The sequence below is a fragment of the Actinobaculum sp. 352 genome (assembly GCF_003957265.1).
GTDB lineage: Bacteria > Actinomycetota > Actinomycetes > Actinomycetales > Actinomycetaceae > Asp313.
This window is the reverse complement of the sequence record NZ_RQSN01000006.1, coordinates 59,238-81,706: the sequence shown is the minus strand read 5'-3', so window position 1 is coordinate 81,706 and position 22,469 is coordinate 59,238. Positions and strand designations below refer to the sequence as shown.

General features: G+C 61.8%; 18 protein-coding genes. 4 read left to right on the top strand and 14 right to left on the bottom strand.

Features of this window, described 5'->3' with window-relative positions; translation table 11 throughout:
• From nuoL to EKN07_RS07540, 14 genes are all read right to left on the bottom strand, one after another.
• Nucleotides 1-1,959 (bottom strand): NADH-quinone oxidoreductase subunit L, encoded by a 1,959-nt coding sequence (gene nuoL, locus EKN07_RS07605; RefSeq protein ID WP_126146083.1) that lies wholly within the window; start codon nt 1,957-1,959, stop codon nt 1-3.
• 17 nt (nt 1,960-1,976) lie between these two features.
• Nucleotides 1,977-2,276: an NADH-quinone oxidoreductase subunit NuoK gene (nuoK, locus tag EKN07_RS07600; RefSeq protein ID WP_108716155.1), complete on the bottom strand. Its 300-nt coding sequence runs from the start codon at nt 2,274-2,276 to the stop codon at nt 1,977-1,979.
• A complete protein-coding gene (locus EKN07_RS07595) occupies nt 2,273-3,217 on the bottom strand; it encodes an NADH-quinone oxidoreductase subunit J (protein WP_126146082.1) in 945 nt (314 codons plus the stop codon). The genes nuoK and EKN07_RS07595 overlap by 4 nt, the downstream gene beginning before the upstream one ends.
• Nucleotides 3,214-3,960, bottom strand: a complete 747-nt coding sequence (gene nuoI / locus EKN07_RS07590) for an NADH-quinone oxidoreductase subunit NuoI (RefSeq protein ID WP_108716157.1) — start codon at nt 3,958-3,960, stop codon at nt 3,214-3,216. The genes EKN07_RS07595 and nuoI overlap by 4 nt, the downstream gene beginning before the upstream one ends.
• Nucleotides 3,953-5,341, bottom strand: coding sequence for an NADH-quinone oxidoreductase subunit NuoH (gene nuoH, locus EKN07_RS07585; RefSeq protein ID WP_126146081.1), 1,389 nt, complete (start codon nt 5,339-5,341; stop codon nt 3,953-3,955). Before nuoH ends, nuoI begins: the two co-directional genes overlap by 8 nt.
• Nucleotides 5,338-7,923 (bottom strand): NADH-quinone oxidoreductase subunit G, encoded by a 2,586-nt coding sequence (locus tag EKN07_RS07580; RefSeq protein WP_126146080.1) that lies wholly within the window; start codon nt 7,921-7,923, stop codon nt 5,338-5,340. The genes nuoH and EKN07_RS07580 overlap by 4 nt, the downstream gene beginning before the upstream one ends.
• Nucleotides 7,920-9,266 carry an NADH-quinone oxidoreductase subunit NuoF gene (gene nuoF, locus EKN07_RS07575; protein WP_126146079.1) on the bottom strand — a complete coding sequence of 449 codons (1,347 nt, stop codon included), beginning with the start codon at nt 9,264-9,266 and terminating at the stop codon, nt 7,920-7,922. The genes EKN07_RS07580 and nuoF overlap by 4 nt, the downstream gene beginning before the upstream one ends.
• A complete protein-coding gene (nuoE, locus tag EKN07_RS07570) occupies nt 9,263-9,952 on the bottom strand; it encodes an NADH-quinone oxidoreductase subunit NuoE (protein ID WP_108716161.1) in 690 nt (229 codons plus the stop codon). The genes nuoF and nuoE overlap by 4 nt, the downstream gene beginning before the upstream one ends.
• Nucleotides 9,952-11,301, bottom strand: a complete 1,350-nt coding sequence (locus EKN07_RS07565) for an NADH-quinone oxidoreductase subunit D (protein ID WP_126146078.1) — start codon at nt 11,299-11,301, stop codon at nt 9,952-9,954. The genes nuoE and EKN07_RS07565 overlap by 1 nt, the downstream gene beginning before the upstream one ends.
• On the bottom strand, nt 11,301-12,002 hold the full coding sequence (locus EKN07_RS07560; RefSeq protein ID WP_277600505.1) for an NADH-quinone oxidoreductase subunit C: 702 nt from the start codon (nt 12,000-12,002) through the stop codon (nt 11,301-11,303). The genes EKN07_RS07565 and EKN07_RS07560 overlap by 1 nt, the downstream gene beginning before the upstream one ends.
• A 23-nt stretch (nt 12,003-12,025) precedes the next feature.
• On the bottom strand, nt 12,026-12,586 hold the full coding sequence (locus EKN07_RS07555) for an NADH-quinone oxidoreductase subunit B (RefSeq protein ID WP_108716163.1): 561 nt from the start codon (nt 12,584-12,586) through the stop codon (nt 12,026-12,028).
• 10 nt (nt 12,587-12,596) lie between these two features.
• Nucleotides 12,597-12,956 carry an NADH-quinone oxidoreductase subunit A gene (locus tag EKN07_RS07550; protein WP_108716164.1) on the bottom strand — a complete coding sequence of 120 codons (360 nt, stop codon included), beginning with the start codon at nt 12,954-12,956 and terminating at the stop codon, nt 12,597-12,599.
• An 88-nt stretch (nt 12,957-13,044) separates the two neighbouring features.
• Nucleotides 13,045-14,304, bottom strand: a complete 1,260-nt coding sequence (locus EKN07_RS07545) for a geranylgeranyl reductase family protein (RefSeq protein WP_126146077.1) — start codon at nt 14,302-14,304, stop codon at nt 13,045-13,047.
• 346 nt (nt 14,305-14,650) lie between these two features.
• A complete protein-coding gene (locus EKN07_RS07540) occupies nt 14,651-15,346 on the bottom strand; it encodes a demethylmenaquinone methyltransferase (RefSeq protein WP_126146076.1) in 696 nt (231 codons plus the stop codon).
• 152 nt (nt 15,347-15,498) lie between these two features.
• Between EKN07_RS07540 and EKN07_RS07535 the strand changes: the two genes are divergently transcribed.
• From EKN07_RS07535 to EKN07_RS07520, 4 genes are read left to right on the top strand one after another with little or no spacing between them, the layout of a single operon-like run.
• Entirely contained in the window at nt 15,499-18,429 is a 2,931-nt protein-coding gene (locus EKN07_RS07535; protein ID WP_126146075.1) for a hypothetical protein, read from the top strand.
• Between the two features lie 60 nt (nt 18,430-18,489).
• Nucleotides 18,490-20,256 carry a hypothetical protein gene (locus EKN07_RS07530; protein WP_126146074.1) on the top strand — a complete coding sequence of 589 codons (1,767 nt, stop codon included), beginning with the start codon at nt 18,490-18,492 and terminating at the stop codon, nt 20,254-20,256.
• A gap of 57 nt (nt 20,257-20,313) precedes the next feature.
• Nucleotides 20,314-21,273, top strand: coding sequence for a 1,4-dihydroxy-2-naphthoyl-CoA synthase (locus EKN07_RS07525; protein ID WP_126146073.1), 960 nt, complete (start codon nt 20,314-20,316; stop codon nt 21,271-21,273).
• A 2-nt stretch (nt 21,274-21,275) separates the two neighbouring features.
• On the top strand, nt 21,276-22,409 hold the full coding sequence (locus tag EKN07_RS07520; protein ID WP_126146072.1) for an AMP-binding protein: 1,134 nt from the start codon (nt 21,276-21,278) through the stop codon (nt 22,407-22,409).
• Nucleotides 22,410-22,469: the final 60 nt, after the last annotated feature.

Genomic DNA, 22,469 nt, shown 5'->3' with positions numbered 1-22,469 from the left:
TCAGAACCGCGACGCCAACGCGATAATCAGGGCGATAACCACGCCAACGTACATGTAGGCCGCGTACGAGCGCACGTAGCCGTTTTGCAGCCGACCCAGCAGACGCCCGGTGGCAGTAGTTCCCCGCGCCACCCCTTCCACGGCACCGTCAACCACATGTTGATCGACTACCGCTACAGCGCCGGTGGCCGCGAGGCCTGGCTTCATCACCAATGTCTCGTTAATGACATCCTGGTACAAGTCATTTCGAGCCGCTCGCGTCAATGCACTACCAACCGGTACCTCCACCGGCACCTGCGAGGCCAGATACATCTTCCAGGCCACCCCTACCCCAATTGCCACAACCGCCAGTGTTGCTACGGTAATCGCGACCGGAGCAATCACGGGTTCACCGTGCTCGCCGCCCCCGGTAACCGGTTCGAGCCACGCGGTGAATCCGACCCGGTTGAGCACGAAGCCCAGCGCAAGCGAACTGATCGCCAGAATCACCTGCGGCATATACATTGATGCCGGCGCCTCATGCGGATGATGTGCATTCTTCCCCTTCTTGGAGAAACGCTCCTCGCCGTGGAAGATCATGAAGAACATGCGCGACATGTAGAAGGCCGTCAGCCCGGCGACGAGCAACGCCAAGGTTCCGAATACCCATGGTTGCCATCCCTGCCCCACGAAGGCGGTCTCAATGATCTTGTCCTTGGAGAAGTAGCCGGACAGGAACGGGAAGCCAATGATGGCGAGGTAACCACAAAGGAAAGTTGCCCAGGTGATCGGCATGTACTTGCGCAAACCTCCAAAGCCGCGCATATCAACTTCGTCGTTCATCGCATGCATAACCGAGCCGGCACCCAGGAACATGTTGGCCTTGAAGAAGCCGTGCGTGACCAGGTGGAAGATGGCGAAGCCCGCGCCCACCGGTCCCAGTCCGGCGGCCAACATCATGTAGCCGATTTGCGACATGGTCGAGGCGGCCAGCACCTTCTTCATATCGTCTTTCGCGCAGCCGACGACGGCACCGAACAGGAGGGTAATTGTGCCGATGGTCGCGACTAGCAATTGCGCGGTGGAGCTGACCGCGTAAATCGCCCCGGAACGTACCATGAGGTACACACCTGCGGTCACCATGGTTGCAGCGTGGATAAGCGCGGAAACCGGCGTCGGTCCGGCCATGGCGTCACCCAGCCATGCCTGCAACGGGAACTGCGCCGACTTGCCGCACGCTGCCACCAGCAGGAAAATCCCGATGGCCGTCACCGTGGTAGTGGAAGCCCGGTCGATACCTGCGTTGACGCCCTGGAAGGTTACCGTTCCAAGAGTCGAGAACATGATCATCATGGCGATGAGCATGCCCATGTCGCCCACCCGGTTCATAAGGAATGCCTTCTTACCTGCGGTGGCGTTCTCCGGTACCTGGTTCCAGAAGGAGATGAGGAGGTAGGAGGCCAGGCCCACGCCCTCCCAGCCGACGAACAGAACCAGATAGGAGTCGCCGAGAACAAGCAACAGCATGGAGGCGACGAAGAAATTCAGGTAGGCGAAGAAGCGGCGTCGTGCCACGTCGTGCTTCATATACCCAACGGAGTAGATATGAATCAGCGTGCCGACGAAGGTGACCAACAGCAGGAAGGTGACCGACAACGGGTCCACCCGCATGGCCAGATTCACCGCCTGTGCCCCGGCAAGAGGAACCCACCGGTACAACGCCACATCCAGAACACGCCCGTCGGAGGGCAGGCCGATGAGCTGGAAGAAGACGGCGGCTGCCACCACGAAGGAAACCGTTGCCGCGGCGATGGCGAGCCAGTGCCCCCAGGCGTCGCTCGCCTTGCCCGCGACAAGCAGGATGCCTGCGGTGACAAGGGGAACAGCTACGCATAACCACACCAGGCTCGCGGCCCCGGTAGCGGGAGTTGCGAGGGCCGTGGTAGCGGTGACGCTTGCTGGAATGAGTGCCAGAGTCAATTCACACCTGCTTCCCGTCAGTGCTTGAGCTGGTTCGCACCGTCAAGCGAAGCGGACCTGTGGGTTCGGAAAATAGCGACGATGATTGCCAGGCCCACCACTACTTCGGAAGCGGCGACAACCATGACGAAGAAGGCGAAGACCTGCCCCTGAATATCTCCCCACATACGTGAGAAGGCCACCAGCGCAAGGTTGCAGGAGTTGAGCATGATCTCCACTCCCAGCAGCGCGATAATGGCGTTGCGGCGAGTGAGCACGGCCGCCCCACCGATGGCGAAGAGTATGATCGCCAGCACCACGTAGTACATCAGGTTCACTTGGATTCCTCCTCACCGGACTCCAATTCACTCTTCAGCTCGCCGTCTTCCAGGACATCGCGTGTGTCTGGTTCTTGCGCCGGATACACCGGCGCAGCCTCTCCGGGCATGCCGGGCAGTCCGCCGTTGCGCACCGCCGCCGAGCTGCCCGGCCCGGTCAGTTCGTTGCGTGCGGCGCGGGCCGCCGTCACCGGGGAGATCTCCTCGACCGTGCGTTCCTGGCCGCGTATGCGCAACACGCGCTGCATGGAGCCCTCCGCGACCTTGCCGCCGACCGTGAGAGCCGGATTGGCCGCTGAATTCGACTCCGCGTACACACCGGTGGGTGGCTTTTGACCGATATGCCGTCCGCTGGTGGCATAGGCCTCCATCTTCGCCTCGGCCAGTTCGGGCTGCGTCATCCGCTTGTGCACCTGCCGGTGTGTAAGCGTCATGGCTCCCAGCGCCGCTACGATCAGCAGCGCGCCGGTCAGCTCCATGGTCAGCACATGCGAACTGAAGATCTCCTGTGCGATCGCCTTCGGGTTGGTCGCGGCGTTGGCCATTTTCATTCCAACCGCTTCAGGTGTGGCGGCGCCCAGCACCGCACCCGCCGCGACGATGATGAAACCGAGTCCACCCAGCGCGGCCAGGGGGCGCTGTACCCGTTTGGTCTCATGGGTGGAGTCCGATGGATCCACACCAATCATCATGAGGACGAACAGCAGCATCATCAGAATGGCGCCCGTGTACACCGCGATCTGTACGACACCCATGAAGGGCGCCTCCAGCATCGTGTACAGGATGGCGAAGCCGACCATAATGCCGATAACGCATACAACGGAGTAGACCGCACGGCGCGTGAACAGCAGGCCGTATACCGCGAGGGTTACCATAACCGCCGCGAGGATGAAGAATAATACGGCCTCCCCGGTAGAGATCTGCAAAGGTTCTATGATCATTGCGCGTTCTCCTCCACTGACGGTTTCGGCGCCGTAGGCTGAGCTACCGGTGGCACTCCTCGAGCCGCAGATGCATCCGGAACCGGGCCCTCTTCGAAAACCGGGCGGGCGGTCGCTAAAGTGGGGTCGTCGGGGCGATGCTCGCGTACCCAGTCGATCTGACTCTGTGTCGGCCCCGTAACTTCACCGTGGTAATACTGCAAATGCGTGGCACCGGTCGGCATCGGGTGCGGCGGAGCAAGCATGCCCTCCTCGGGCGGTACCAGTATGTCCTGCTTCTCGTAAATTAGCCCCTCGCGAGTCGGTCCGGCCATCTCGAACTCATTCGACATCGTCAGTGCGCGAGTGGGACAGGCCTGTATGCAATAACCGCAGAAAATGCACCGCTGGTAGTTGATTTGATAGACCCGTCCATATCGTTCTCCCGGCGAGTACTGCGCTTGTGGATCGTTGGGTGCTGCCTCCACAAAAATCGCATCCGCCGGGCAGGCCCAGGCGCAGAGCTCGCAGCCGATGCATTTCTCCAGCCCGTCCGGGTAACGGTTGAGATGATGCCGACCGTGGTAGCGGGGATGCACCGGTACCGGCTCCTCCGGGTACTGTTCGGTGGCCACCGGGTGGAACATGGAACTGATCGTCACCCCATATCCGGCAACCGGTGCAAAAAACTCGCCGACGGGGCCTTTCCGGGGACGTTCCCACAGGTTTGGATCGGGCGACGACGCCGAAGTGTTCTCAGTCATGATCGGCCTCCTGGGTACTTAAGGTGGCCTCGCGGCGCTTGGCGCGCGGGGACGGGGGCAGGGATTGTCCGGGCAACGGTGGGACGGGGAAGCCACCGGCCATGGCATCGAATTCATCCTCGGGACGAACGAAGTCGGCTGCAGCCTGCGCCTCGTCGCTCTCGCCGTCGAGCAGTGCAGGCGTGGATTCACCAGCACCGCTCTCACCCGTCGGCTCCTCTTTATCACCCACCAACCAGATAATCGCCATGGCGATAAGGAAGACGACCGCGATTCCAATGTAGAGCTGATTGCGGGTAAAGGTGCTGAAGGACGTGACGCCGCGGATCACGACGACGCAGACGAGCCAGATCAGTGAAACTGGAATGAGAACTTTCCATCCCAGCTTCATGAAGTGGTCATAACGCATACGCAGCAGGGTGGCGCGGGTCCAGATCATGAAGAACATGAATAGCCAGGTCTTCAGGAAGAACCACAGCATCGGGATCCAACCCACATTCGGATCCCCACCCCACAGCGAGTAGAGCCACGTCATAATCGGCCCGGCACGCCATCCCCCGAAGAAGCAGGTTGTGGCAATCATCGAGACGTTGAACATATTCACGTACTCGGACAGGTAGTACCACGCGAATTTCATCGAGGAGTACTCGGTGTGCGGGCCGGCCACCAACTCTCCCTCTGCCTCGGGCAGATCCAGCGGCAGGCGGTTGGTCTCGCCGAACATCGAGATGATGTATATGCAGAAGGCCGGGAAGAGCGGAATGCAGTTCCAAATTCCGGCTTGGGCATCCACGATTCCCGAGGTAGACATTGTCGAGGCCGTGAGGAACACGGTGACCAGTGAGAGGCTCAAGGCCAACTCGTAGGAGATCATCTGCGTTGCGGAGCGTACCGCGCCGTACAGCGGCAAGGTGGAGCGGGCAGACCATCCACCCAGCACGAGCCCGTACTCGCCGAGTGCAGCAATACCGAGAATCAGCAGCAGCGCCACCGGCGAATCGGCCAATTGCAAGGGTGTGGAGTGCCCGAACAGCGAGATCTGTGGCCCCATCGGGATAACGGCCATGATGCTGAAGGCACAGGCGGCGGAGATAACCGGCGCGACGAAGTAGACGATCTTGTCGGCGCCCTTGAGCCACATGTCCTCTTTGATGATCAGCTTCAACGCATCGGCGAATGCCTGACCCAGCCCCAGCGGTCCGACTCGATTCGGCCCCAAGCGCGTCTGCATTCTCCCCAGGCCGCGCCGTTCCACCCACAGCGCCAAGATAACGGAGAGGATGAGGTAGACCAGAATGAAGACTGCCTTAATGGCCCAGATCCACCACGTGTCCTGGGTGAAGTCCGCCGTTTGAGCAGCCGCAATAGCCGACGAGCTCATTTTGTCACCTCCACAGTGGCCGCGCTGAGAGCGACCTCTTCTCCGGCACGCACACCTAGCGACGCAATCTGGCAGCCCACAGAATTCTGTGGAGCCCACACGACGCCGTCGGGCATCTCCGCGATACCGGTGCTAAGAGTGATTGATCCGTCCGGACCGCTGATTGTGAGAGCGGCACCGTTATGCACACCGACCGCATCCGCTGTGGCGGCGGATAGTAGCGCCACGGGCGTGCGCGCAGTTGCCGCCAGATGCGGCTCAAAGGCCTGCAATGTTCCGGCTCCGAGCATGAGGTTCCAGCTGGCAAGTACGGCGTGCCCGACTGTCGCTTCGGCAACCTCGGCGGCGGCGACCGTCGGCGCTGCCATCCGCACCCCATCCCAGGCGGAGAATTCTTGGATCTCGCGTACAACATCCTGCAGGGTTGCCAGGCCCAGGTCCGTTCCCATTTCGGCGGCGAGGTTATGCAGCACCACGCGATCAGGAAGTTGTACCGATGTCAGTACCTGCCCGAAGGGCCGGATCCGACCCTCCCAGTTAACGAAAGAACCACCTTTCTCACTGGGTGGTGCCACGGGAAGGACGACGTCGGCTGCGGCCGTAACCGCTCCGGAGCGCACCTCCAAGGAGACGACGAAATCGACCGCCGCCAGCGCGGCTGCGGCGTCTCCGGGCAGGTCGCCCAGTTCAACACCGGCCAGGATCAGCCCTCCCAATTCGCCCGCTGCCGCGGAGGCGAGGATCTCGTCGGTTCCACGCCCGGCATCTTCCGGCGGGCTTGATACTCCCCATACTGCGCCGGTATCAATCCGGGCAGCCGAATCACCCACCGGGCGTCCACCGGGCAGTAGGCAGGGGTGCGCGCCCATATCCAGGGCTCCGCGATCACCGGCGCGGCGCGGCACCCACGCCACGCGGGCTCCCGTACGCTCGGCCAGGCGCAGTACGGCGCTTAGTGCGCCGGCAGATTCCGCCGCACGCTCTCCCACCAAGATGATGCCGTCGTCACACAGGGCGTCGAATGTAGCATCGCCGACTGCCAGATCGTCAAGAACGGCTGCCTCCGCTCCGGGGACAACCGGGATCAATCGGGCATCCATCTTCCGGGTTCCGGCGCTGGCGTAGGGCGCCAGAACAGAGACGGCAACCGTACCGGCCCGCACGCCCTTACGCAACCGCAGGAAGATCGCCCCACATTCCTCTTCGGCTTCCAGTGCCACCGTCAGAACATGACCGCCCCGTTCCAGCGCGGCGTATGTCACTCCGAGACCGCTACCGGCGACGGCGGATCCGAGGAAAGCATCCTCTTCACAGCGGGCCGGGCGGGTGCGGAAGTCGATATCGTTCGTCTTCAGGACCGTGCGGGCGAACTTGGAGTACGCGTAGGCGTCTTCCATGGTCAGACGCCCACCGACCAGTACACCTACCCCCTTTTCCGCGGCCTTCTGCAAGCCGCGCGCGGCCACATCGAGCGCATCGGGCCACGACGTAGCCACCTGTGCGCCGTCGTCGCGCACCAGCGGATGCCGGAGTCTGTCCGTACCGTTCTGCCACCGGAAGGCGAAGCGGTCCTTATCGGTGATCCACTCCTCGTTCACCGCCGGGTCCTCGCCCGCCTGCCGCCGCAGCACCTCACCGCGTCGATAGTCGATGCGCAGGGCGGAACCGGAAGCGTCGTGTTCGGTTACTCCGGGCACCGAGACCAGGTCGAAGGGCCGGGAGCGGAAGCGATACGCGGCACTGGTCAGCGCGCCAACCGGGCAAATCTGGATGATATTGCCGGAGAAGTATGAGGCGAAGGGCCGTCCGGACTGGTCGAGCTCGGCGTCGCCCACCGGACCGCTCGCAAAACCGCTTGCCAGCCCGGGTGAACCGAACGGCCCCGCATACTCAGCCGGAGTTGTCTTCGGCTGGCTGCCCGCCGATTCTGAGAAATGCAGAACGCGGGCATCAAAGCGGCCGATCTGGGAGGCGTTGAGGGAGTGAATCTCGTAGCCGGGTGTTCCGCCGCCTCGCCCCTGCAAGGCGATGAAACGGTCACCGACGATTTCATCCTGGAAACGGGTACAACGCTGGCAGAGAATGCAGCGGTCACGGTCGAGCAGTATCTGGGAGGAGAGTTGCACCGGTTTGGGGAATGTCCGCTTCACGTCGATGAAGCGTGAGGTTGAGCGTCCATCGCTTATCGCTTGGTTCTGCAACGGACACTCGCCGCCCTTATCGCAGATCGGGCAGTCCAGCGGATGGTTGATCAGCAGGAACTCCATGATTCCGCGCTGCGCCTTCTGCGCAACGTCAGAAGTGACTTGGGTGTACACCTCCATGCCGGGGCTGACGGCCTCCGCGCAGGACGGCACCGGCTTCGGTCCTTTCGCGATGGTGCCATCGCGGCCCGGCCGGGCCACTTCCACCAAGCATTGCCGACACACGCCCACCGGCTTGAGAAGAGGATGATCGCAAAAGCGCGGAATGCGCACACCGGCCTTCTCGGCGGCGCGGATGATCATCGTCCCCTTCGGCACGGAGACCTCGTGGCCGTCAACCTTGATGCTGACAAGCTCTACCGTCTCGTTACTCGTCATTGGACTCCCACCTCGTTGTATGCGGTCGTCTTCTCATACGGGAACAGTTCCCACGCCGGCGTTGTATAACCGGCCTCGAACTCCTCCCGGAACCGTTCGATTCCCGAACGAATCGGAACCGCGGCGGCATCGCCGAGCGCGCAGAACGAGCGGCCGGAGATATTGCCGGCGATTTCGTAGAGCAGGTCGACGTCGCCTGGTTGCCCCTGGCCCGCCTCCAAGCGATGCATGATCTGCCGCATCCAGTACGTGCCCTCCCGGCAGGGCGTGCATTTTCCACACGACTCGTGCTGGTAAAAGTCCGTCCACCGGGAGACAACGCGTACCACGGAGACGGTGTCGTCGAACATCATCAGGGCACGGGTGGCCAGCATTGACCCGGCTGCTCGCACCTGGTTGTAGTCCAAAGGAACATCCAACTCCTCGGGGGTGAACAGGGGGGCTGATGATCCCCCGACGGCCCAGAACTTAAGTTCGTGCCCTTCCCGGATACCCCCTGCCAACTCCAGCAACTGCCGCCCGGTGATCCCGATCGGAGCCTCGTATTGACCCGGATGGCGTACATGCCCGGACAGGGAGAAGAAACCGTGCCCCTTCGCCGTGTCGGTGCCCATGGCTTGGAACCAGTCCTTGCCATGGCGCAGGATGCCAGGAACGGAGGAGATGGTTTCCACATTATTGATAACGGTGGGGCGCGCGTACAGTCCCTCCGCCGCGGGGAATGGCGGCTTCAGGCGCGGCTGCCCGCGGTATCCCTCCAACGAGGAGAGTAGCGCGGTCTCTTCTCCACAAATGTAGGCCCCGGCCCCGGCGTGCACGGTTATCTCGATGTCGTAGTCCCCGTTCGGTCCCAGCCCCTTGCCGATAAGGCCCGCTTCGCGTGCCTCTCGCGCTGCGGCCAGCAGGCGCCGGTACACATGAACGACCTCGCCGCGCAGGTAAACGAAGCCGTGGTGGCCTCCCACTGCGAGCAGGCAAATCGCCATGCCTTCGATCAGCGCATGTGGATTCGCCATCAGCGCCGGCACATCTTTACAGGTTCCCGGCTCCGACTCGTCGGCGTTGACCACCAGGTAACGCGGCCCCCCATCCGGCGGCGGAAGGAAGGACCACTTGAGCCCGGTGGGGAATCCAGCACCGCCGCGCCCGGCAAGGCCGGAATCCTTGATCAATTCAACGATCTCGCCTTCGCCGTATCCCCACGCCTTCTGCAGACCCTCGTAACCTCCGTTCGCCCGGTAGGTTTCCAGGGTCCAGGAACGTTCTTGGTCCCAGGTATTCGAAATGACCGGCGCGAGCACGCCGGGAGCGGAAAACGCGGCCGCTTGCTCTTGCTCGCTCACTTGGTCTCCCCTCCATTCGAAGTGGTAGCTTGCGGGGATGTCCAATTGTTCTGGCGGGCCTGCCGCAATCCGGCCAGGGTTGCCGGTCCGGCCCCGGGGCCCTCATTGACGTGACCATCCTCAAAACCCGCGAGCACGCGTTCCGTCTCTTTGAAGGTGTGGACCTTCTCGGCGCCACGCGTCGGATGCACATCCTTCCCGGCCTGCAGATCATCCACCAGCTGCAAAGCTGACGCGGGGGTCTGATTATCGAAGTACTCCCAGTTGATCATGACAACCGGGGCGTAATCGCAGCCCGCGTTGCATTCGAGCGCCTCGAGCGTGATCTTGCCGTCGTCGGTGGTCTCATCGGAACCAACCCCGAGTTTCTCGGTCAGGGCGTTCCAAATGTCGTCACCGCCCATCACTGCACACAGCGCATTCGTGCATACCCCCACATGGTATTCACCGTTGGGATGACGCCGATACTGACTGTAGAAGGTTGCCACCGCCGAAACCTCCGCCCGAGTGAGCGAAAGGATCTCGGCGACCAACGCGATGCCGCGTGGAGAGACGAAACCATCCTCCGACTGGATGAGGTGCAGCATGGGCTGGATTGCCGAACGCGGGTGGGGGTAACGCGCGATGATCTCCTGCGCGTCCACCCGCAGTCTCGCTTCGACTTCCGGTGCGAAATTCTCAGACATCAGCGGTCAACACCTCCCATAACGGGATCGATAGAGGCCAGGCACACGATGGCATCGGCGAGTAGACCGCCTTCTGCCATCATGGATAGACCCTGCAGATTGTGGAAACCGGGGTCGTCCACATGCACCCGATAGGGGCGGGTTCCCCCATGAGAAACCAGGTGGCATCCCCACACGCCCTTCGCATGTTCCACCATGGTGAAAGACTGACCGGCGGGAACGCGGAAACCTTCCGTGATGAGTTTGAAGTGATGGATGAGCTGCTCCATAGACTCGCCCATGATTTCGCGTACATGCTCCGGTGCAGTGCCCTGCCCATCGGTTCCGATGGAGAGCTGCGCCGGCCATGCGATCTTCTTGTCGGCCACCATCACCGGTTCGCCCTCACAAGCGTCAAGGCGATCAAGTACCTGGTAGATGATCCGCAACGACTGGTAGCACTCATCAAAACGCACCATCGCCCGGTTATAGGCATCGGACTGGCTATAGGTGGGAATATCGAACTCGTACTGCTCATAGCCGCAGTAGGGTTGGGACTTTCGCACATCCCACGGCAGACCCGCCGCTTTCAGTCCCGGTCCGGTCTGGCCCAGTGCCATCAGTGCGGAAAGGGAGAGCACTCCAACATTTTGGAAGCGGGCCTTGAAGATCGGGTTCTCGCCGACGATGTCCAACATCTCGGTGACGCCCTTGCGAATATCCGGTAGCAGTTCGCGGATGTAGTCTGTTGTTCCCTCCGGAATATCCTCGAGGACGCCGCCCGGTCGAATGAACTCGTGATTCATACGCAGCCCGGTGATACGCTCAAAAATGCGTAACACGTCTTCGCGCGTACGGAAACCAATGGTCATCATGGTGGTGGCGCCCAGCTCGTTGAGTGCCGAACCAATGGCCACCAGATGCGATGCGATGCGGTTGAGTTCCATCAGGAGCACGCGGATCATATTCGCGCGCGGCGGCACGTCCTGCTCGATACCGAGCAGACGCTCCACCCCGATGCAGTATCCGACCTCTTGGAAGAAGGGGGCGACGTAATCCATACGGGTGACGAAAGCTACACCCTGAGTCCAGTTGCGGAACTCCATGTTCTTCTCGATGCCAGTGTGCAGGAAACCCGTTGCACCACGGATCTCGCGCACGTACTCGCCATCCATCTCCAGGAGCAACCGCAGCACGCCATGCGTTGAGGGATGCACGGGTCCAAGGTTGACCACAATGCGCTCCTCCGCCATCTGCTCCGCTTCGGAGGCGATGTCGGACCAGTCCCCACCACTGGCCATGAAGCTCGGCAGGCCCTCCAACTCTTCCTCGGTTACGCCCGCCGTGGCATGGAAATTCGGTGCAGTCATCAGTTGTAGCTCCTCCGAGTGTCCGGTGGCGGAATAACAGCGCCCTTGTACTCCACCGGAATACCTCCCAGTGGGTAGTCCTTGCGCTGGGGGTGCCCCACCCAGTCATCCGGCATAGCGGTACGAGTCAGACCCGGGTGGTTATCGAAGATAATGCCCATCAGATCCCACGCCTCCCGCTCATGCCAATCGTTGCCCGGATACAGTGCAACGATTGACGGCAGGTGGGGATCCTCCTCCGGGCATGTGGTTTCGATGGCGATGAAGCGATTGTGGGTGATGGAGAACATCGGATAGTAGGCGTGCAGTTCGCGGCCTTTATCATCCGGGTAGTGCACCCCGCTCACCCCGATGCATAGCTCGAAGCGTAGATCCTGATCATCACGCAGGTAACGCATCACCCGTTCCAGGTGATCGCGAGTCACGAAGATCACGAGTTGACCGTTTTCCACCACGACTTTATCGATGGCCTCGTCCACGACGACGTCGTCGGCCTGCAGCAGCTCGACAATGATGTCCACGACTTCGTCGAACCAGCCGCCGTAGGGGCGCGATGCCGGGCGGGCCATGATCTCCGTGTGGCGCAGGCCGGTGAAGCCGGATGTATCACCCGAGCCGTGTACGCCCCACATCCCTTGGACGGTACGCAGGAGTTCCGGTGTGGTATGCCCGCCAAGCGGGGCTGCGTCACCGGGCTGGATTACAGCGCCTTCTTCATTCTCACTCACGCGAGCAGCCCTTTCATATCAAGCAACGGGGTGGCGGCCAGTGCGGCCTCCTCGGCGGCTCGCGCCGCGGCCAGACGCCCCTTCTTCGTAATGTGATGCTGGGCTTTGACCTGTTTACGCAGTTCGAGCACCGCATAGATCAGCATTTCCGGGCGGGGCGGGCAGCCGGGCAGGTAAATGTCAACCGGCACGATGTGGTCGCAGCCCTGCACCACCGCGTAGTTATTGAAGACTCCGCCGGACGTGGCGCACGCCCCCATGGAAATGACCCACTTCGGATCCGCCATCTTGTCATAAACATCGCGCACCACGGGCGCCATTTTCTGGCTGACTCGGCCGGAGACAATCATGAGGTCGGACTGCCGCGGAGAGGCGCGGAACACCTCCATACCGAAACGGGAGGCGTCGAAACGCGGGGTTCCAAACGCCATCATCTCGATAGCACAACATGCCAGGCCCATGGTCACCGGCCACTGCGAACTGGTGATAGACCAGTTGACCACCGACTCCACGGTGGTGAGGAATACTCCTTGGGAGCCGTCTTTTTCGTGTGCCATTCTTTCCTCCTCAGTCCCACTCAAGACCGCCACGGCGCCACTCGTAGATGAAGGGCACGGTGATCAGAAATACGAAGAGGAGCATGGCGACCATTCCGAATGCGCCAAGAGCCTCGAAAGACACCGCCCACGGGTAAAGGAAGACCACCTCGATATCGAAGATGATGAAGGTCATCGCCGTCAGGTAGTACTTGACCGGGAAGCGCCCTGCACCACCGGCGTTCGGCGTCGGTTCAATGCCACATTCGTAGTTCTCGAGCTTGATCCGGTTGAATCTGCTCGGGCTGAGGATCGCGCTGAGCACGAGGCCGCCGATTGCAAGCACACCTGCCGCAGCGGCCATAACCAACAGGGGAACGTATGCGTTCACCGTGCCTTCACCTGCTTTCTCTCGTCGTTACGCGTACCATCGTGGGACGTTGGACCTAAAGTTGCCGTTGTCTCCATCTTGACACAATTCATGCTTTTGGTACTGCCTTTGCAAAAGTTGCGATCAGCCGGTCCATCCAGTCCCCTCCCTGCCGGTCATAACAATCCGAGAGGAGTTTCATTACCAGGCGCATCAGCGTCGGCCGCGGTAGACCGTAGGTCACACATAGATGCATGATCTGCGGACGCTCGATCAGGGCAGCAAAAACGCGCCCGAGCGAGTAATAGCCTCCCAACTCGGCGGAGAGCTGGGCGGGGTACTGCTCCAACGCGCGTTCTTGCGCAATGACGGTTGGGCGCGAGTGGGCCTGCACAATCGCATCGGCGGCGAGCCGTCCCGACTGTAGTGCATAGGCGATGCCTTCCCCGTTGAAAGGCGACACCATGCCACCGGCGTCGCCGACAAGAAGGAGGCCATCGCGGTAATGGGGCTTGCGGTTGAACGCCATGGGCAATGCCGCACCGCGTAGCGGAGCCATTCGATTATCCGCAGCGAGTTCCCACTCTTCGGGGACGTTGCGCATCCACACCTCAAACATCTTTCGGTAGTCGAGGCCGGTGGGCTTCGCATTCGATGAGAGTGACCCCAGCCCGACATTGACCACACCATCCCCCAGCGCGAATATCCAGCCGTACCCGGGCATCAGTGCAGACTCGTGCGGGCGGCCCTCCCACAGTTCCAGATGGGATTCCATCATGGTGTCCACACTGCGGGGAGAACGGAAGTACGCCCGATGTGCCACTCCCATGGGGCGTTTCACATCCTTGTGGCGGCCCATCGCCGTCGCGAGGCGGGCTGAGACACCGCCCGCGTCCACCACCCAGCGAGCGCGAAAATGATGCAGTTCGCGGCTTGCGCCGTGCCGCGCGACGACTCCGGTGATTCTCCCGGTACGCTCGTGCACAAGCGGAGCGGTGACGGTCATATTCTCATGGAGTAGTGCGCCACTGTGCACCGCATGCCGAATCAATGCGTGGTCAAGATCCCGCCGAGAACGTGCCAGGCCGTAGGAGGGGAGCGAGGCAACCTCGGGCCACGGAACCTCGATACAGTGGCCGCCACCATAGGTGCGTAAACCGTGGTTGCGTGCCCACCCGCGTGTATCGACTCCCATTCGCACCAGTTCTCCGACCGCGCGGGGAGTCAACCCGTCACCGCAGACCTTGTCACGAGGGAAGGTGGCCTTCTCAAGAACGACGACGTCGAGGCCCGCCGTGGCCAGGTAATGCGCCGTGGCGGATCCGGCCGGACCGGCGCCGACAATGAGGACATCGCACCGCTCTTCCATGTGCCCCCATCCAATGTCGCGTCATGCCTGAGCGGCGACCCAGGCACCCAGAAGTTTACGCCGCGCCTCACACCGACTTAAAGCCGGGTTCACCGCTTTTTCGTAAGGATTTGCTTGCTTAATTGGCCTATGTGCGCGGGCATCGTCCACGGCCGTCGCCCCATCACATCCGCGCAGTGCCCACCACTGCCACGTGCGCCGTCGCTGGTATATGGATGCCACCACATGCACGCCCGATTTTACGGTGCCACAACACGCGCACGCCGATACCACCCTTGCCCGGTGGTAATGTACGGTCTTGCCGCACCGCGCCCGGGCACCGTGCCGTGCGCCGACGTCTGTCCGCTTAGTTCCGTGTTGCACGGTGCAGTGCAACAATACCGCAAGACAAATTGCGATACTGCACGGATCGGCCACCGGCGCGCTGGATCCTCGCCGCGAGCTGCTCCTGATCGGGCCAGGCCAGAATGGACTCCGCCAAATATTCGTATGCCGCAGCATCGGAGGAGAACAAAGCAGATATCGTCGGCATCGCCGTGGAGAGGTAGAAGTTGTAAAGCAATCGGAAGGGAGTCCAGGTGGGCCGAGAAAACTCCGCAATGACAATTCGCCCGCCGGGGCGCGTCACACGCAGCATTTCCCGCAGGGCGGCATCCGGGTCCTTCACATTCCGCAAGCCAAAGGAGATGGTGGCGGCATCAAAGGATGCCGTCTCGAAAGGTAGCGCCATGGCGTCCGCTTCCACAAAGCTGAGCTCCGGATGACGTCGCTTCCCCTCCTCCAGCATCCCGGCAGAAAAATCGCAGGCAACCACGTCGGCTCCCCGCGCGGCATACGCTGCGGCCGAGGTACCGGTTCCGGCCGCAATATCCACGATCCGCATTCCCGCGCGCGCATCCAAGGCGCAGACCACGGCCTCCCGCCAGACGTACACCTGACCGAGTGATGCCAACGTGTTCGTCAGGTCGTAACGCGAGGCGACATCGTCGAACATGCCCGCAACGTCGGCGGGCGTTTTTTCCAAAGTGGCACGGCGCTCCATGGAGAGTATTCAACCACGTTGAGGCCGACTTCGATATTGCCGCATCCAAGCCAAGCGGGCAGCGAAAGGTTGTTTTCGCCTCGAATACCCATACATTCGCATGATTCCCTTATCGTATGTAACAGGACGATCACCGAAATACAAGGATCACGATGAGCACACACGCCCCTTCACACCCCGACGGCACTCACCGAAGCTACTCTGCAGTGCCGGTGACCTCCCAGGGGGAGCGGGCCGATCCGATGGATAAGCATGCGGCTGCTGCAGGAGAACCAGCCAGTGCCAAAGAGCGGGCCAGTGCAGGAGAACTGACCACTGGTCAAGGGCAGACCACTGATAAAGGGCAGACCACTGCCCGCAAGACATCCGAACGTGTCGCGAGGGCACGCTACGCCGCCCCCGTGCCAGGCAGCACATGGTTGACAACAATACTGGCGCCGATTGCCGCTGTGGCGATCACCTGGTGCCTCGCCTTCCTGTGCATGTTGGTTCTCCCCACCCTGCCCTCTACTATCCGCCACGAACTTGTAGACTTCGGATCGTCCTGGAAAGGCGGGAGTCTTGCCCACTACTCCACGCTCGCCCTGCGCTACACGGCGATGGCGCTCAGCGGCTGGTTGACAATCAGATCCGGAGACGACACCAGCACATCCTGGACGCCAACGCTGACACTCACCATTGTTATGACAGTGGTGATTTATGCCGCGCATCGCCGCGAATTCCGACGCAATCCCACAGGTGCCTCGAATATCGCCCTGCCCCGCGTAGTATCTGGACTGGTCCTCGCCTCACTCGCGGGTCTGCTCATCCGCTTCAGCACCGCTCACTCAAGCACGCTTTCCGAAGGGAAACCGGTCACCGTAATGATCGCTCCCTCGTCGGCGGGTATCATCTTCGGCTTCCTCCTGGGCTTTCTCGCCGTCGCGCTCGCCTGGTCCTTCGCCGAACGTCCGCGTGCCGCCGACCGTTTCCAGAGGATACAGCGCCCTGTCTCAACGCACTCCCTCACCTTGCAGGCCCTATCGCAGGCCACGCGCGTGAGCCTCGCGTTCTTCATCGTGACACCATTGGTGGCAGGCCTTGGAGCCGCCCTCTTGGATCTTGTTAATCAGATTTTCTTCGGCCCTGCGCTACCTGCCACAGCACTGATCTTCCGGATACCAACACTCTACGCCACGGGTGTGTTCTCCATGCTCGGCGCTTTCGGAGGGCTGCGCTATCACGGTCCGGTGACGGAAGATGTGCGGTCATACCGCAGTTTTCGACCCGTTTACGAAACACAGCAAATCTTTGCGGACCAGTCGCCCCTGTACTACGGACTCGCTTTCCTCGTCATCGCTGTCCTGGTGTATTTCGCCAGACTGTGGGGGCGGACCCGCGACCCTCGCACCGAATCGGGCTTGGGGAACCGGTTGTGCGCGCCGGTTCTTTTTACACTTATCGGGGTGGTACTCATTAGGATCACCGCGCAAAGCCTCTCCTCTGACCGTCCCGTCGGACCGTATGCCGCCGGCGGTGCGCACTACTACCGCAATGGTCTGACCTGGACCGACCTGGTCTGGTTCTTTGCCTTCGGCGTCGTTTTCGAGTTGCTTGCAGCATTTTTCTCCTGGCGTCAGGCGCGAACCACCACCCACCACGAACAGGCGTCCGTCCGGCAGCGCGCAGATGTGCTGTGGCTCGTGACCTTCCTGGCACCCCTTGTGGCCGTTGCCGCAGCGGGAGGTCTGGCACTGCTGTGTGCCACCTCCTTGCCACATGCACCCGCCGAAGTGCAAGAAACCGGCAGTCGACTCGGCTTGTGGTGGTACAGCAATCCCGATGCCGATACTCTCGCCTTGGCCTTCCGCACGACGGCGCTGGCACTGTGCGCTGCCTTTACCACCACCACCTACATTGACAATGTTGACTATCACAGTTATGAAGTAGCAACCGGAACATGGCTGCCCGCCCTGACGCTCACTGTTGTGGTGGCATTGGTTATTTTTGCCGCCCATCGCCTCGAAATCCGCGACCCGCGGCATTCGACCGCGGTTCGGGCACCCGCCCTCTACTCCGGCATCACACTGGCAGTACTTACCCAGGTCCTTCGCTTGCAGACGAACAAAACGTTCAGCATAGATGAGCGCGTCTATCGCTTCGACACAGATGTATCCTTCCCTCTCTCCGGCCTGCTCCTCGCGTTCGTGGTGGGATTCATCCCCGTTCTCCTGGCGCGCACCACAGATACCGCACGTGCAACCGGTACCACACGTACAACCCGTGCCACACGAGCAACCGGTACCACACATACAACCGTTAGCACACCGGGCAGGAACCTGAAAAAGTTGCTTACCGCACTACGGGCACCGAAGGTCGCGCAGGCCCTGCGAATCGGTCTCGCCTTCCTCATCGCCACACCGCTGGCAACGGGGTTGGCAAGCGTACTCATCGAGACACTGCCCTTGAGCACACCATCTGCGGCCTTCGGTGCAACATTGCCTTATGTGTACAACATGGGGGTGTTCACCATGCTCGGCTCATTGGGCGGATATGCACGATCCGGTCCGGTAACACCGCCCGCGGGCGATACCACGCACCTGATTCTCAGCACCTTCTCACCCATGAACTATTGTCTGAGCCTCGTCGTTCTTGCCTTCGTCGTGGGTTTCGCGGTGGTGTGGGCACGCACAGGCCAACCACTCCTGCACGCAAGACGCGACAGGTTGATCCTGCCTGCAGTGATCACCGTGCTCGGCGTGTGCCTGATCCTGACGGACGCCGTGAAGCTGATCTCCACCGCACCCGTCGGGCCTTACGCCACCTCAGGCGCTTTGTCGTACACGCTGACACTGTCTTGGCTGAGCGTTTTGTGGTTCGTTGCCCTCGGTGCGGCGATTGAATGCCTGGCGCGAGTATTCACACGCTCCGCCCGATTCGAACGCTGGGCGGCAAAGCCACCACGCCGGGAGCGCCGTCGGCGGCGTCTTGAGCAGGAACGGCAGGGCCAAGCCGTCCCCGATTTCTCTCTCCTGCCCGATGTGCCCACTGGACATCCTGACACCGATCCACATGCGGCGCCCTCTTCCGCTCCGGCCCTGTGATACCGCGCAGCGGTTCCGGTAGACTGATACCCGCAAATCAATCATGATTCGAGGATTCAAATGACAAGTCCCACCCCGTTGCCACAACCACCATATGGCCGTCCGGTCGCTCCTCCGCCCGGTCCCGGCTACCCGGTCGGGCCGCGCACCCTGGCGCGTATGCGGTCGATCGGCTGGTTGACTACAGCCCTGGCGCCGCTAGCTGCGGTTTTCGTCGCCTGGTTCGTAGCATTCCTCAGCGCGCTTACCTTGCCCGGAATACTCGATTCACTTGCTGCGGAGCTAGCGGGAGATTACGGCCCCGGCTCTTCCTTCTCCCGCAGCTGGCTCACCTCCGAATACCAGGCGGACTACGTGCGCCTGGCCTTGTACTCCACCGCATTCGCACTGTGCGGTGCCTATAAGTCGGTTGTTGAAGCAGCCTATCTGGGCGAGTCCGTGAGCGTCTCGACCACCGTGTGGTTCCCGGCGCTTACCCTCACTGTCTTCATTGGGTTGATGATATATGCAGCGCATCGCTTTGAATCCCGCCGACTACCGCGCAATGCCCTGACCATCTGGGGGCCAGCTGCGATCTCGGGTGCGGTTCTCTCTCTTACCACCTTGGTTCTGCGACCGCTGGCTAGCCAGACATATGACCTGGGCGAAGACCTATTGAACTCGGCGCTTGGCTCATATGGCGACACCAGCGACCTTGGTGTAACTGCAAATATTACGCCGTCTCTACTGGGTCTACTGCTCGGATTCCTACTCGGAGCACTGCCGGTAGCCCTCGCCCGCTCCTTTGGAGAGCGGCCGACCAGCGGCAGCCGTTTCGCATTCCAGACTCGGCGGCAAGGCCGAACCACGCTGCATGCGCTGCGTATCTGCCTCGCCTTCCTGCTCTTCACGCCTCTTGCCACCGGCGTATTGAATACCTTCCTGCTGGTCAACGACACTCCGCTTCCGGTCACCGCCGTGATTTTTGCGGTCCCCTTCCTGTACAACATCGGTGTTTACACCATGCTCGGTTCATTCGGAGGACTGGCCCACATGAGTGGCAGGACGAACTTCCCAGGAACCTTCTCGACGGGTAGCGGTTCGTCGATCGAGGAGACGCACGCCGTCTTCGAAAGCCTTCCCTCCATGCACTACACGGCGATTATCGTAGTCGTGGCTGGGCTTATCGCATCGGCCATCGTATGGGGACGCACCCGGGATCCCTTCACCCAACGCACGCCGTGGGGTTGGCTCGCGATCCCAACCTTATCGACGGTGCTCGGAATAGTCCTGATCATCGTTGATGCCTTGCGCCTGTCGGGCAACATTCCCGATCTTGGCTATGGCAGCGGGGCTGGCCAGTATGGAGTTACCCTCTCGCTGTCCTGGCTGAGCATACTCTGGTTCTTCGGCTTCGGATTACTACTCGAGCTGGCCTCCCGCGCGTTCTCCACGCTCGGTTCGTCAACTCCACCCGCTACTTACCCCGCCGCAGCGCCGCAGGCAGGCGGACCGCAACCGGGTACGCCTTACGGCATGATGCCACCGACCAACCAAGGCGTTCACCCCGGAGGACCAGCCATCGGCACGGGAGTGGTGAATGCCGCGTCACCCACCTCGCCGACCCCACCGACGATGGCCACGCCGGGCCAAAACGGTGCGCCCGCATCGGCTGCGCCACAGAGCTTCGCACCTCCCGCGCCGCCAGCACCTCCCGCCTCTCCTGCGGCACCTGAACACGCCGAACCGGGCAATCAGGCGCCCGATACCGTCCAGCCGCACCGGCCGACAGCGGCACCGGACGCAGCGGAAGCCGCCTCTGATGACGGAACACCTCCGGAGGAATGATCCCCTATCGGGCCTGATAACAGTTGATTATCAGGCCCGATAGTTACACTGGGTGTTATGAGCGACCTACCCGCCGTACCACATGTGGTCTCCGAGCTATTCAACGCCGAACGCTGGCGTGAAATTGACGGTTTCCCAACCGGCGACATCACCTATCACCGCGGTGTCAAGCGGGTGCATGACGCCGACTCCGGTACTACAACCTGCCACGACTTGCCCGTCGTGCGGATTGCCTTCAACCGGCCGGAAGTGCGCAATGCCTTTCGGCCCGAAACTGTCGACGAGTTATACCGCGCCCTCGATCATGCGCGCCTGACCGGCGACGTTGGCGCGGTTATTCTGACCGGAAATGGCCCCTCACCCAAGGACGGCGGGTGGGCATTCTGCTCCGGCGGAGATCAGCGCGTGCGGGCGAGGGACGGCTACCGCTACTCCCGGGACGGCTCACCCGACCCTGCACGCGCCGGGCGGCTACATATCCTGGAAGTGCAACGGCTGATCCGCTCCATGCCGAAGGTCGTCATCGCCGCTATTCCCGGGTGGGCAACCGGAGGCGGTCATTCCCTCGGAGTCGTCTGCGACTTAGCGCTTGCCTCGGCACAGCATGCGCGTTTCAAACAAGTGGATGCCGACGTCGGTTCCTTCGATGCCGGCTACGGCTCGCAGCTACTGGCACGGCAAGTCGGTGATAGGCGTGCCCGTGAGATCTTTTTGCTCGCCCGTGAATACAACGCCGCACAAGCCGAGAGCTGGGGCGCAATCAACGAAGCAGTGCCGCACGAGCAACTGGAGACTCGCGCGCTGGAGTACGCCGCAACCGTCACTTCCAAGTCACCGCAGGCCGTCCGCATGCTCAAATTCGCTTTCAACGCCGCCGACGACGGCATTGCCGGCATGCAGCTGTTTGCCGGCGAGGCGACCCGGCTGGCCTATATGACAGATGAGGCGCGAGAAGGCCGTGATGCCTTCCTTGAACGTCGCTCCCCCGACTGGTCCAATTTCCCCTACTACGCATAGCCATGATTGTTCTCACGGAATCCGAAGGCCCCTCGGGCCTGCATTCCTGTATCCGTGCCGTTGAAGCCAAAGTCGCCGGTTTCGGCAAGGGCCCGATTTACGCGGCGACATCCAGGGATGACGCCGCGAGCGCCCCTGCACGGCTCGGCGGTTTCCCCTTCCCCGGCGACGCGATGGTGCTTCTTCGCACATCGGGTAGTACCACCGGCACCGGTCGCTTGGTCGTCCTCACGGATGCGCAACTGCGTGCCTCTGCTACCGCAAGCTCCGCAGTGATCGGAGGTCCTGGCCGTTGGGTTACCTGCCTGCCGATCACCCACATCGCCGGATTCCAAACCGTCTACCGCAGCGTCCTGGCCGGTAAGGAACCCATTTACGCCGGTTCGGGGCGACCTGCGGAACTTCGTGCCGCCGTCGCCCGCCTCGATGCGGATGAGCCTGCCTTTCTCTCCCTCGTCCCCACCCAGCTCATTCGCCTGCTCAATATGGGCGAGGCCGCTCCTTTGCGGCGTTTCCATGCCGTCCTCGTAGGAGGTGCCGCCTGCCCTCCCGAGGCGCTGCGGAAGGCACGTTCCGCCGGCGTGCGCGTTGTCATCACGTACGGGATGACCGAAACCTGCGGAGGGTGCGTGTACGACGGCCAAGTGATCGGTGATACTCGGATTATGATCGACCTTGCAGGCCGGATCACAATCGCCGGATCGGTGGTGGGAAGCGGTTACGCTGGGGAGGAGCCCTTCCACGGGCGCTTCGTCACCAACGACGCTGGGGAACTCGACGAGAATGGCCGCTTACGGATTCTGGGACGCCTGGACAATGCGATTACCACCGGGGCGTTCACGATTTCACCATCGCTCACTGAAGCCGAGCTGCAACACTTGGGCGCCGGGGAATGCGCCGTCGTCGGAGTTCCCGATCCGCAGTGGGGAGAAATCGTGATCGCCGTAACCACCAAGGCGCTCGTAGAGGACGAGACGAAATTGCACATACGGCAGAAGCTGAATCGCGAGCATGCTCCGCGGCGCATTTTCTCGCTGGAAACGCTGGGACTGGATGATTTCCCCCGCCTGAACTCGGGCAAAATTGACCGTCGCGCGCTATCCGGGTTGCTGGAAGAGAAAGGCATTGACTACTGACCCACCGCCGCCCTTGCAGCGTGTGCATCACCGCGCGCCGTCGTCATATGACCACAACAT